This is a genomic window from Pseudomonas sp. F01002 (assembly GCF_004402115.1).
GTDB lineage: Bacteria > Pseudomonadota > Gammaproteobacteria > Pseudomonadales > Pseudomonadaceae > Aquipseudomonas > Aquipseudomonas frigoris.
In genome coordinates, this window is sequence record NZ_SOPU01000027.1 from 211,615 (window position 1) to 224,831 (window position 13,217).

Below are 13,217 nucleotides of genomic sequence, written 5' to 3' on the forward strand. Positions count from 1 at the left end.
CAAATTGACACGCCGCCTACAAGGCTTTTACCCTAGCCAACAGCGATTGTAAATTGGTATTACCAATTATCCAAGAACGCTGACCAGTGCCTGACCAACAACAATTAGGGGCCACCCCATATGCAAACCTGGCAACAGCTCTATTCTCCGCTCGGCAGTCTCGGCGTATCCGCGCTCGCGGCCGTTATCCCCATTGTGTTTTTCTTCCTGGCATTGGCCGTGTTCCGACTCAAAGGACACGTGGCCGGCAGCATCACGCTGGCCTTGTCCATTGCCGTGGCGATCTTCGCCTTCCAGATGCCCGTCGACATGGCCTTCGCCGCCGCCGGCTATGGTTTCGCCTACGGTCTATGGCCGATTGCCTGGATCATCGTGGCGGCGGTATTCCTCTACAAACTGACGGTAAAGAGTGGTCAGTTCGAAGTGATCCGCAGCTCGGTTCTGTCGATTACCGACGACCAGCGCCTGCAGGTGCTGCTGATCGGCTTCTGCTTCGGTGCCTTCCTGGAAGGTGCCGCCGGTTTCGGTGCGCCGGTCGCGATTACTGCCGCCCTGCTTGTAGGACTGGGCTTCAACCCGTTGTACGCCGCGGGCCTGTGCCTGATCGCCAACACCGCACCGGTTGCTTTCGGTGCCTTGGGGATTCCGATCATTGTCGCCGGGCAGGTTACCGGTATCGACGCGTTCAAGATCGGCGCCATGACGGGCCGCCAACTGCCGCTGCTGTCGCTGTTCGTGCCGTTCTGGCTGGTGTTCATGATGGATGGCCTGCGCGGCGTTCGCGAAACCTGGCCGGCAGCACTGGTGGCCGGTTTGAGCTTTGCCGTCACCCAATACTTCACGTCGAACTTCATCGGCCCGGAACTGCCGGACATCACCTCGGCCCTGGCCAGCCTGATTTCCCTGACGCTGTTCCTGAAAGTCTGGCAGCCAAAGCGTGCCGCAGGCCAACACATCGTCGGTGCCGTCTCGGCTTCCGTGGTGAGCGCCAGCGCCGGCGGTTTCGGTCAGCCGCGCAGCACCGTGGCTTCGCCCTACAGCCTCGGTGAAATTCTCAAAGCCTGGTCACCGTTCCTGATCCTCACCGTGCTGGTCACCATCTGGACCCTGAAACCGTTCAAGGCAATGTTTGCCGCTGGCGGTTCGATGTACAGCTGGGTGTTCAACTTCGCGATCCCGCACCTGGACCAAATGGTGATCAAGGTCGCACCGATCGTGGCCGCCCCGACCGCCATTCCAGCGGTGTTCAAACTCGACCCGATTTCCGCGACCGGCACGGCGATATTCTTCTCCGCGCTGATCTCGATGCTGGTACTGAGGATCAATGTCAAAATTGGTCTGACCACTTTGAAAGAGACCTTCTACGAGCTGCGCTGGCCGATTCTGTCCATCGGCATGGTGCTCGCCTTTGCCTTCGTCACTAACTACTCGGGCATGTCCTCGACCATGGCGCTGGTTCTGGCAGGCACCGGTGCAGCATTCCCGTTCTTCTCGCCGTTCCTCGGCTGGCTGGGTGTGTTCCTGACCGGTTCCGATACCTCGTCCAACGCACTGTTCAGTTCGCTGCAAGCGACCACTGCGCACCAGATCGGTGTGAACGACGTGTTGCTGGTTGCGGCGAACACCAGCGGCGGCGTGACCGGCAAGATGATCTCGCCACAATCGATCGCCGTCGCCTGCGCCGCGACCGGTCTGGTGGGCAAGGAATCGGATCTGTTCCGTTTCACCCTCAAGCACAGCCTGTTCTTTGCAACGATCGTCGGCCTGATCACGCTGGCTCAGGCCTACTGGTTCACCGGCATGCTGGTGCACTAAGTACTACACGATAAAAAGCAAAAACCGACGCCGGACCACGATTCCGGCGTCAGCTATTCACAACCCGGTCTGTAAGGCTGCTGAAAGCTTGCCTCTCTATATTCAGCAGCCACCACAGACGGATAACCGGGACCACCCGGAGACACGCCTGATGAGCGAGCTTTTTTACAACGCTGTTCCAAATGCGACCCGCGTCGCCCCGCCACTGCCCGAGCCTCGGCAATACCCCAGCGAGAAACCGTCTCGGGTCTATCTGTTCGGAACCTGCGTGGTGGATTTGTTCTACCCTGAAGCCGGGATGGACGCGATTCACTTGCTGGAACGCGAAGGCATTCGTGTCGAGTATCCGCAGGGGCAAAGCTGCTGCGGGCAACCGGCCTACACCTCGGGTTACACCGAGCAGGCGAGGACCGTGGCACGCTCGCAACTGGCGCTGTTTGCCGGGGACTATCCGGTGGTGGTGCCTTCGGGATCGTGTGCCGGGATGTTGCGCGAACACTACGCCGACTTGTTCAAGGACGAGCCGGACACGCTGAAACAGGTTCAGGCGCTGGCGGCCCGGACTTATGAACTGGCCGAGTTTCTGTTGTTTGTCTGCAAGGTGCAGCTCAAGGACAGTGGCGAGCCAGTCAAAGTAGCGCTGCACACGTCGTGCTCGGCACGCCGTGAGATGAACACCCACTTGCATGGCCGCGAATTGTTGGCGCAGCTCCGTAACGTGGAGCGAGTCGACCACAGCCATGAAAGTGAATGCTGTGGCTTCGGTGGGACTTTCAGCGTCCGTATGCCAGACATTTCCGGCGCGATGGTGGCTGACAAGACCCGCTCGTTGAAGGAATCTGGCGCGCACAAGGTACTGAGTGCCGACTGCGGTTGCCTGATGAACATCAACGGCTCGCTGGAGAAACAGAAGGAAGCATTGCGCGGCCAACATCTGGCCAGCTTCCTTTGGCAGCGAACGGGAGGTGTTCTATGAACGCTTCCGCGATTATTCCTACGGTTGCCGTAGAAGAAGATTTCCGCACCCGTGCTCACAAGGCGTTGGGTGACAAGCAACTGCGAAATAACTTTCGCACGGCGATGGATTCGCTAATGACAAAACGGGCAGCGTCTTTCAGCGATGCCCACGAAAGAGAACATTTGCGAGTGCTGGGCAATGCTGTCCGCGCCCGTGCTTTATCCAAGTTGCCCGACCTGCTCGAACAGCTTGAACAGAACCTGACCCGCAACGGTGTGACAGTGCACTGGGCGGAAACGGTGGATGAGGCCAATGGCATCGTCCTCTCGATCATCCGCGCTCACGAGGGGCGGCAAGTGATCAAGGGCAAATCGATGGTCAGCGAAGAGATGGAGATGAATCACTTCCTCGCTGAACAGGGCATTGAATGCCTGGAATCGGACATGGGCGAGTACATCGTCCAGCTCGACCACGAGAAGCCTTCACACATTATTATGCCGGCGATCCACAAGAATGCCGGTCAGGTCGCGTCCTTGTTCCACGACAAACTTGGCGTGGAATACACCAAGGACGTTGACCAACTCATTCAGATCGGTCGTAAGGTCTTGCGGCAGAAATTCTTCGAAGCGGACATCGGCGTCTCCGGCGTCAACTTCGCAGTGGCCGAAACCGGCACCTTGCTGCTGGTGGAAAACGAAGGCAACGGGCGCATGACCACTACCGTGCCGCCGGTGCACATCGCCGTCACAGGCATCGAAAAAGTCGTGGAAAACCTGCGCGATGTGGTGCCGTTGCTGTCACTGCTGACCCGTTCAGCCCTCGGCCAGCCGATCACCACCTACGTCAACATGATCTCCGGCCCGCGCAAGGAGCATGAACTCGACGGCCCTCAGGAAGTGCACCTTGTATTGCTCGACAACGGTCGCAGCCAGGCCTTCGCCGACAGCGAATTGCGCCAGACCCTGAACTGCATCCGCTGCGGCGCCTGTATGAATCATTGCCCGGTCTACACCCGAATCGGCGGCCACGCCTATGGGGAGGTTTACCCTGGGCCTATCGGAAAAATCATCACCCCGCACATGGTCGGCCTGGCGAAAGTCCCGGACCACCCGAGTGCCTCGTCGCTGTGTGGCGCCTGCGGTGAAGTCTGTCCCGTAAAAATTCCGATTCCGGCGCTGCTGCGTCGCCTACGGGAAGAGAACGTCAAAGCCCCGGACAGCCCTCATCAAGTGATGCGCGGCCAGGGCAGCAAGTACTCGCGTAAAGAACGGGTTATCTGGAATGCCTGGGCGAAGCTCAACAGCTCACCTACGCTTTATCGACTGTTCGGCTTCTTCGCCACTCGCTTGCGCACGCTGGCACCGAGTAATGTCGGCCCCTGGACGCAAAACCACAGCGCACCGAAACCCGCTGCCCGCTCACTGCATGACATGGCCCGCGAGCATCTGGCCAAACAGGGAGATCGCTGATGAGCGCCAAGCAAAATATCCTCGCCAAATTGCGTAAAAGTCTGACGGGCACCACGCCGGTGCCTGACGAATTTGACGTCGAACTGGTGACAGCGCCCTACACGTACACCGCCGAGCAACGCATCCCGCAGCTGCGCAAACTGATGGAAGCGGTGCACACCGAAATCCATCTGACGTCCGGCGAAGGTTGGCCTTCGTTGCTCGCTCAGTTATTGCGGGACCGTCAGTTGCCGAGTTTGTTGATTGCACCGACTACACCTCACGGGCAACGCGTCACTCAGCACTGGGCGAAAAATCCTGATCTGCCAACGCTTAAAGCCTACGACCGTCCGGTTGAAGAATGGAAAGCCGAATTGTTCAACGACACGCCGGCCAGCCTGACTGGCACCCTCGGTGCAATCGCCGCGACAGGTAGTCTGATTCTCTGGCCAACGCAGGAAGAACCGCGCTTGATGAGCCTGGTGCCGCCGGTGCATTACGCCCTGCTCAAGGCCAGTGAAATCCGCGACAACTTCTATCAAGTGCAGCAGGAATTCGAGTGGGCCCAAGGCATGCCGACCAACGCCCTGCTGGTGTCCGGCCCGTCGAAAACCGCTGACATCGAGCAGGTCCTGGCTTACGGCGCTCACGGTCCGAAAGACCTCGTGGTCATGATCCTGGAGGACCAATGAATCTACCCGCGGCTTTCCTGCGAGATGCGCAGCAACTGATTCCCCAGGAGCGACGTTTCGACGACCCGCTGTCGACCTTGGCCTTCGGCACCGACGCCAGTTTCTACCGGCTGATTCCGAAACTGGTGATTCGTGTCGAGTCGGAAGATGAAGTAGTCGCGCTGCTGAAACTGGCGCAACGGGATCTAGTCCCGGTGACCTTCCGCGCCGCCGGCACCAGCCTGTCCGGCCAGGCCATCAGTGACTCGGTGTTGATCGTCCTGGGGGATAACTGGAACGGTCGCGAGATCCGCGGCCAAGGCACGCAAATCCGTCTGCAACCGGGCGTGATCGGCGCACAGGCCAACGCATGGCTGGCGCCGTTCGGACGCAAGATCGGCCCGGACCCGGCGTCGATCAATGCCTGTAAAATCGGCGGCATCGTCGCCAACAATGCCAGCGGCATGTGCTGCGGCACGGCGCAAAATACCTATCACACATTGGCCGGCATTCGTCTGGTGCTGGCCGACGGCAGCCGTCTCGATACCGAAGATGCGACGAGTGTTGCGGCGTTTCGTGAGAGCCACGCTTCGCTGCTTGAACGCCTGGCAACGTTGGGCCGAGAAACCCGCGCCAATGCCGAGCTGGCGGCGAGAATTCGCCACAAATACCGTCTGAAAAATACCACCGGGCTGTCACTCAATGCGCTGGTGGATTTCGACGAGCCTGTGGATATCTTGAGCCACTTGCTGGTGGGCTCCGAAGGCACCCTCGGCTTCATCAGCGCGGTGACTTACGACACGGTGATCGACCACCCGAACAAGGCCTCGGCGCTGATCGTGTTTCCGGACGTGGAGACCTGCTGCAACGCCGTAACCGTGCTGAAAAGCCAACCGGTGTCGGCCGTCGAACTGCTGGACCGCCGCAGTCTGCGTTCGGTGCAGGACAAACCCGGCATGCCCGCTTTCGTACAACAGTTGTCGAACAATGCCTGTGCGCTGCTGATCGAATCCCGCGCCGCATCGTCCACTTTGCTACAGGAACAACTGGCGCACATCATGGCATCGTTGACTTCTTTCCCGGTGGAAAAACAAGTCGACTTCACCGAAGACCCGGTGGAAAACGCCCGGCTCTGGGCAATCCGCAAGGACACCTTCCCCGCCGTCGGCGCCGTGCGCAAAACCGGCACCACGGTGATCATCGAAGACGTGACCTTCCCGGTTGAACAACTGGCCATCGGCGTAAACCGCTTGATCGAGCTGTTCGACAAACATCACTACGACGAAGCGATCCTTTTCGGACACGCGCTGGAAGGGAATCTGCACTTCGTCTTCACCCAAGGCTTCAACAACCCGGAAGAAGTCGCACGCTATCAGGCGTTCATGGACGACGTGGCGCAGTTGGTGGCGGTGGAGTTCGGTGGTTCGCTGAAGGCCGAACACGGCACCGGTCGCAACATGGCGCCCTTTGTCGAACTGGAGTGGGGCAGCGATGCCTACCAGTTGATGTGGCAGCTTAAACGTCTGCTCGACCCCAACGGCATTCTCAACCCGGACGTGGTGCTCAGCGAGGATCCGCAGATCCACCTCAAGCACCTGAAGCCGTTGCCGGCCGCCGATGATATTGTGGATAAGTGCATCGAGTGCGGCTTCTGCGAACCGGTCTGCCCATCTAAAGGCCTTACCCTGAGCCCGCGCCAGCGCATCGTGATCTGGCGTGACATTCAGGCGAAGAAACGCGCTGGCGTCTACACCACCGAACTCGAAGCCGCTTACGAATACCAAGGCATCGACACCTGCGCCGCCACGGGACTCTGTGCGCAGCGTTGCCCTGTAGGAATCAACACCGGCGAGCTGGTGAAAAAGCTCCGCAGCCGGAAGGCAACTCATACAAAAACCGCCAATTGGCTGGAAGGCAATTTCGCCACCGCGCTGCAAGGTGCACGTTTCACCCTGCACGCGGCCAACGGCGCACGGATGCTGCTGGGGCCGCCACGATTGGCAAAGCTTTCGGCAACGTTGACGCGCCTATCCAAAGGTCAGGTCCCGCAATGGACCAACGCCATGCCGCAACCGGAAAAAGCCATTCGTTTCAGCCCGACCGTGTCGGACGAACGCCCTCGAGTGGTGTACCTCGCGGCCTGCGTGTCGCGGGCAATGGGCCCGGCGGCGGGTGATAAAGAGCAGATGTCGCTGTACGACAAAACCCGTGGGTTGTTGGAAAAAGCCGGTTACCAAGTGGTCTTCCCGGACAACCTGGACAACCTCTGCTGCGGGCAACCGTTCGCCTCCAAGGGCTACGCCGAACAGGCCGAGCACAAACGCCAGGAACTGATTGGCGCCTTGCTGCACGCCAGTCGCGGCGGGCTCGACCCGATCTACTGCGACACCAGCCCCTGCACCTTGCGCCTGGCCCAGGACCTGGGCGATGTTCGCTTGGACCTGTACGACCCGGTGCGTTTCATTCGTACGCATTTGATGGATCGACTGCATTTCACGCCGCAGGAAGCGCCAATCGCAGTGCACGTCACCTGTAGCACTCAGCATTTGGGCGAGAGCCAGGCGTTGATCGATCTGGCGCGCAAGTGCAGTAAAAACGTGGTCATCCCCGAAGGTATTCACTGCTGCGGATTTGCCGGCGACAAAGGTTTCACCACGCCGGAGTTGAACGCTCATTCTTTAAGGACGTTGAAGGATGCGGTGCAACAGTGCAGCGAGGGTATTTCCACCAGCCGCACCTGTGAGATCGGGCTGACGCAACACGGTGGAATTGACTATCACGGGTTGGTCTATCTGGTGGATCGGGTTACCCAAGCTAAAATAATTGACTGGCATTAGACGTTTTTGCCCCTTTTTCGTACCCGCTTCCCGGAAAAATCTTTCACTCCATCACAAGCAAAAATAGAACCCTTGCACGCCTTCACAGTCCATTTGTTAAGCCCCAATAAACGTGGCCCAATGCCCATCCGTTCTAGGAGATACCTATGAAGCGTTCCGCCCTGGCTGGACTGCTCATCACTGCAACGATGCTGGCCTCCCTCGCGTACGCTTCAAACGAGAGTGATCAATGCGTAATGAAGCTCCAGGAAGTCAATAACAAGCTGTCCAGCGCTACCACGCTGGACGCCGCCACCAAAGGTGTCGTCATCGCCAAAACCGAACAAGCCAAGGCCGCCCACGCCGCCAACAATGACAAAGAGTGTGTTTCCCTGACGCAGCAGGCGCTCCAGGACATTCAAAGCCATACCAAAAGCCAATAGTGCCGGGCCAGAGCCAATAGACACGGCTACGCATGTAGTACCGACAGCGGAGTACTGGCGGACGGGCGTTCAAATCCCCCGCCCACCAATCGATGCAAACAAAGCCCGTCAAGTGCGGGCTTTGTTGCATTTGGGGTTTGGTCATTTTTGTAGGCCGCATCGTCACTCCCCCACAAGAGCAGGCCTGCCCGCGATTCCACCAGCCGTACCAGTGAGATTGGCGTGAGCCAGCATGGCGGGATCGATTATCACGGGCTGGTTTATCTGGTAGAACGCGTGACGCAAGCGCGCCCGGCTTGAGGGTGATTCACTGGAAGGGCCGTTTTCGCCCCTTTTTGCTTTTGCGTCGCAATCATTCCCCGGCAAAAAAAAAACGAATTCCTGCGTGCGGCTATAGTCATTTAGTTAGGCCCTGTGAAAGGGCTTATAACCACCTCGGCCAGCAGCCCCATTCACCGGCAGCACCGAGCCCTCATGCGCAAGGAGATACCCATGAAGCACTCTGCAATTGCTGGATTGTTTATCACTGCGGCTATTCTGGCATCGCCGGCGTTTGCGGCAGACAAGGATCTTTGTGCCGCGAACATTCAAAAAATAGACGACTTCGCGGCTAGCGCGCCCTCCTTACCAGAAAGCTCCCTGGACAACATAAAAGCAGCACAGGAAAAATCCAAAGCGGCCCAAGCAGCAGGAAACGACAAGGATTGCGTCGAAATTACCACCGGTATCATCAAAAAAATGGAGATTCGGGATCCGACCCGGAACTGATGCGAGACAGGGCCAACCTTCGGGTTGGCCTTCCGGACCACATTGACGTAGACTACACAAGCTTGTTGCTTATCTGATTCACGAGCAATGAGTTCGGGGCCGTTTAGGATTCGACGCCGGTTGCGAAACTTTAGGTGCATGCCGAGTTGGTAACAGAACTCGTAAATCCACTGTTGCAACTTTCTATAGTTGCCAATGACGAAACCTACGGGGAATACGCTCTCGCTGCGTAAGCAGCCTTAGCCCTTCCCTCCTGGTACCTTCGGGTCCAGCAATCATCAGGGGATGTCTGTAAACCCAAAGTGATTGTCATATAGAACAGAATCGCCGTGCAGTACGTTGTGGACGAAGCGGCTAAAACTTACACAACTCGCCCAAAGCACCCTGCCCGTCGGGTCGCTGAGGGTTAACTTAATAGACACGGCTACGCATGTAGTACCGACAGCGGAGTACTGGCGGACGGGGGTTCAAATCCCCCCGGCTCCACCACTTATACATCTAAAGACGTCCAAGGACGTCTTTTTTTGTGCCTGAAATCCAGTAAATACGGGGCTTTCAGCTCCATCAGTGTCCGTGAGCGTCCAGCAAGATCTATGTCTTTCAGTATTCCAAATGGTATTCCAGGCTCACAGGTGCTATTTTTTGGAATACCAAGACCCCCCATGGAATACCAATGTGCGCTCAAGCTACTCGCCTTTCTGAACTCAAGATCAAAGCTGCCAAACCTACGGAGAAGGACTACGTCCTAGTTGATGGTGATGGGCTTCAGATGCGAGTGAGAATCAATGGCTCTAAGCTGTGGAATTTCAACTACTACCATCCTGTAACCAAGAAGCGCATCAACATGGGGCTTGGCGCATATCCTGAACTGTCCCTTGCCCAAGCGAGGAAGATGACCATTGAGGCAAGGGAGCTCCTTGCTACTAACATCGATCCGAAAGAGCAGCGAGATACCCTGAAGCAGGCCAAAAAGGCTGAAACCGAACACACATTCCAGAACGTAGCGACAGCCTGGTATGAGCTTAAAAAAGACTCGGTGACGCCAGCTTATGCTGAGGACATCTGGCGCTCGCTGACATTGCACGTCTTTCCGGATTTGGGCATCACTCCGATCTCAGCCATCGGCGCACCACAAGTCATCAACCTGCTTCGGCCACTCGAAACCAAAGGCAGCCTTGAAACCGTTAAACGGCTGTCACAGCGACTCAACGAGATCATGACCTACGGGGTCAACTCGGGACTGATTCACGCAAATCCGCTCAGCGGGATTCGCTCCGTCTTCAAGAAGCCGAAAAAGAAGAACATGGCGGCACTTGCTCCCGATGAGTTGAAAGAGCTCATGGTGGCAATCGCCAATGCCAGCATAAAAAGAACTACGCGCTGCCTGATCGAATGGCAACTCAACACCATGACCCGCCCAGCAGAGGCAGCCACCACCTGCTGGGTCGACATCGATTTTGAAAAACGCATCTGGACGATCCCTGCAGAACGCATGAAGAAACGCCGCGTGCACATTATCCCGCTTACGGAACAGGCTTTGGCGCTACTGGAGGCAATCAAGCCCTACAGTGGGCATCGTGAATACGTGTTCCCTGCAGACCGTAACCCTCGCACCCACTGCAACAGCCAGACAGCTAACATGGCGCTAAAGCGTATGGGGTTCGAAGGCCGGCTGGTAAGCCACGGCATGCGCTCAATGGCCAGCACTATCCTCAACGAGCACGGCTGGGATCCGGAGTTGATCGAGGTAGCGCTTGCCCACGTTGATAAAGACGAGGTTCGCAGCGCCTACAACCGGGCGGGCTATATCGAACGCAGACGGCCGATGATGGCCTGGTGGAGCGAGCACATTCAGGAGGCAGCCACAGGCAACCTGTCGGTGTCAGCTATCAAGGAAAATCGGGACAGGAAAGTCGTCTCGATACGCTGATCTAGTGTCTGCCACTGACCAAGGGGGAGGACGATTAGGACAGTTGATATGAAGCACACCCTCCGAATGAATGGGCGCATGGATTCGCACCATCTGATAGAAAAGGCCGCCCGTAAAGGCGGCCTTTTCACTTTTAACTCTCGAAGGGCTTAGGATCCCGAACAACATGCTTTTCCAACCGTCCGTTGATCAGCGCAAACAACGCCTCGAATTGCTCAAAGCTTTGCGCTGGCAACACATTTTCCGGTTCCGATGCCATCTTCTTGAGAAACAGCCGTGTTGGCCGAGTTTTATGGAAGGGGATTTCAAGATCTGCAAGGCCCGCTTCAATGCGCTTGGCGATCCGCGGAATATTGGCATTTAACTTCAAAGCCTTTCCCTTTAGCTCCTTGCTGTAGCTCTCTCGCACAAGTGCCTCGTAGACCACCGGATCTAGCAAGTCCTCAATGTCTGCTTCGTTCGGTGGGGAAGAGAATGCTTCAGATACGAATACGACGTTCTGGTCGCGGATGAGCTTCGCCTTGAGGAGCTCGTCCTTGGTCGCCTTAGAGTCACGCTCAGTGTCGAGAAGAACCAACACGTTGAGGGCTTCCGACGTCAGTAACGCAACCATGTAAGAGACCTTCTGCGCACCTCCTGCTGGTGTCATTGTGAGTGTGGCACTTAGTGCCGTTCTTCCCTTCTCAGACGCATAGGCGCTGACAGCGCTCATGATCCAAAAGTCCGTAACCCCCTCGACAACAAGATTGTTGGGGCCGACAAAGAGGCTTTGGGCAAGGTCATAGCCGAGCGCTGCCTGGAGCGGGAACAACGTCCTAGCGTCTCCCGTCGGATCGTTCGTGACTGTGGTTCCAACTTCCTCCGAGATGTTGACGGTACGGACTGAATCCAGCGCATGCGTAGGCACCATAAAGGGTGAGTGCGTGGAGTAGAGAATTTGATTGGAGAAATCCACCTCTAGATGATGGAGGAGATCTGATTGGGACTTGGCATGCAAATACAGGCCGGGCTCATCTAGGAGGAGCACAGCGTTCTCCGCATGGCCTCCGTCCGTGTCAGCCGAAAACGTGATGTAGAAGGCGAAGAACCACTGAAAACCTCGGCTCCTGTCGTTGAGATTAACTTCGACGTCATAGGTGCTCGTTGGGTCAGAGATGATTGTATCGATGTGGTGGGCGTCGAGGTTAAAACGAATCTTTAGCGCGCGATCTTTCCACAGTCGTTTAATCTCGCCTGTAACAACAGCACTGGCACGGTTCGCGAGCTGATTCCGCGTTTCGTGATCGTTTTGCCCATGGAGCTTCTGGAGCTCATCGGGATTGAGCCCTGCGACCTTGCACAGTTTCTCAAAGTTCCGGTCCGTATCCTCAAGCTGACCCTGAGACTTCCGTTGGATGTATGCGGCTATGTCTTGGTGGCCATCGAGTTCCGGGTATTCATCGACATAGATGAACTTCGGAATTGCACCAGCAGCCCAGCTACGAGCCTGCTGCTGGGCATCCTTGTCAACCACGATGCTATCGGCCAACTCTTCGAGCTCAGAGAACGTCTCCTCTTGTTTGTCAGTCAACTCAGCATCAGCGCTGGCCAGCGCAGTCCGCAGAGCCTTTGCCGCTGCCGCCATCTGACTAGCCCACGTGTCACGTAGCCTTGTGGCGGCCGCAACTTTCTCGAAGGCATCGGCTGCCGCATCCAACGTGCTAGATGTCTCCTGCTTCAACGCCGTAGCGCGCACCGCCGCAGCCACCTTCTTGACCTTGCTTTTGATCTCGGTTTCGTCGAAGGCTATTGCCTTGAGCTCGGGGAACCTCACAGTTCTTAACGTGCCATAACTACGCCCGATGATGACCTGGGAGACCTCCGTGGCCCGCGGAAGTACTTCAAGCAGAGCTTCTTTGTCGTCATCGTCTAAGACCCATGCTGTTGACAACACGGGCGTGTCGTCTGTGCACTCCTCTAGGCGCCTGTGACGGGGAAAGTCCTTGATGGGCCTCAAAGCCTCGAACCCTGTAATCGGGTTTAGGCTGTGCAACGCACGAAGCAGGTTCGACTTGCCGCTCTCGTTTCGTCCCAGAAGGGCTGTAATCCGAGAGACCGCGATTTCACCGCTATCATTAATAGAGCGATAGTTACGAACTCGGAATGACTCTAGCTTCATGGCTGCCCCCACTCTTGTTGGTCTAATTCTGTATAGGTGCGGGCATTCCAGGCAGAAAGCAAGTGGAATAAGGATGCAGGACGCCACCATAGCGAGGAAGGTCTACATCGGGTCGTTTTTGGCCCGCACCAGCAGTTGAGTACCCTGCCAAACGACGATTCGATTAAAAAAAATCTCAGCCCTACATAACTTCCCTGACAACACCACCAA

At 57.0% G+C, this 13,217-nt stretch carries 9 protein-coding genes and 1 other RNA gene; 9 read left to right on the forward strand and 1 reads right to left on the reverse strand.

The window, feature by feature from the left end; all coding sequences use genetic code 11:
- The first annotated feature begins 120 nt into the window (after nt 1-120).
- From E3W21_RS23875 to E3W21_RS23915, 9 genes are all read left to right on the forward strand, one after another.
- Complete coding sequence (locus E3W21_RS23875; RefSeq protein ID WP_134422054.1) at nt 121-1,815, forward strand: lactate permease LctP family transporter; 1,695 nt, start codon at nt 121-123, stop codon at nt 1,813-1,815.
- A 151-nt stretch (nt 1,816-1,966) separates the two neighbouring features.
- Nucleotides 1,967-2,791, forward strand: coding sequence for a (Fe-S)-binding protein (locus E3W21_RS23880; RefSeq protein ID WP_111450476.1), 825 nt, complete (start codon nt 1,967-1,969; stop codon nt 2,789-2,791).
- A complete protein-coding gene (locus tag E3W21_RS23885) occupies nt 2,788-4,242 on the forward strand; it encodes a LutB/LldF family L-lactate oxidation iron-sulfur protein (RefSeq protein ID WP_134422055.1) in 1,455 nt (484 codons plus the stop codon). Before E3W21_RS23880 ends, E3W21_RS23885 begins: the two co-directional genes overlap by 4 nt.
- Nucleotides 4,242-4,913, forward strand: a complete 672-nt coding sequence (locus E3W21_RS23890; protein WP_129438630.1) for a lactate utilization protein C — start codon at nt 4,242-4,244, stop codon at nt 4,911-4,913. The genes E3W21_RS23885 and E3W21_RS23890 overlap by 1 nt, the downstream gene beginning before the upstream one ends.
- Complete coding sequence (locus E3W21_RS23895) at nt 4,910-7,729, forward strand: FAD-binding and (Fe-S)-binding domain-containing protein (protein ID WP_134422056.1); 2,820 nt, start codon at nt 4,910-4,912, stop codon at nt 7,727-7,729. The genes E3W21_RS23890 and E3W21_RS23895 overlap by 4 nt, the downstream gene beginning before the upstream one ends.
- Nucleotides 7,730-7,875: 146 nt before the next feature.
- Complete coding sequence (locus E3W21_RS23900) at nt 7,876-8,151, forward strand: hypothetical protein (RefSeq protein ID WP_134422057.1); 276 nt, start codon at nt 7,876-7,878, stop codon at nt 8,149-8,151.
- A 492-nt stretch (nt 8,152-8,643) separates the two neighbouring features.
- On the forward strand, nt 8,644-8,919 hold the full coding sequence (locus E3W21_RS23905; protein ID WP_134422058.1) for a hypothetical protein: 276 nt from the start codon (nt 8,644-8,646) through the stop codon (nt 8,917-8,919).
- 95 nt (nt 8,920-9,014) lie between these two features.
- Nucleotides 9,015-9,408, forward strand: a transfer-messenger RNA (tmRNA) gene (gene ssrA, locus E3W21_RS23910).
- A gap of 184 nt (nt 9,409-9,592) precedes the next feature.
- Nucleotides 9,593-10,849, forward strand: coding sequence for an integrase domain-containing protein (locus tag E3W21_RS23915; protein WP_134422059.1), 1,257 nt, complete (start codon nt 9,593-9,595; stop codon nt 10,847-10,849).
- Nucleotides 10,850-10,982: 133 nt separating this feature from the next.
- On the opposite strand, the gene E3W21_RS23920 is transcribed toward E3W21_RS23915, so the two are convergent.
- A complete protein-coding gene (locus tag E3W21_RS23920) occupies nt 10,983-13,007 on the reverse strand; it encodes an AAA family ATPase (RefSeq protein ID WP_134422060.1) in 2,025 nt (674 codons plus the stop codon).
- Between the last annotated feature and the right edge of the window lie 210 nt (nt 13,008-13,217).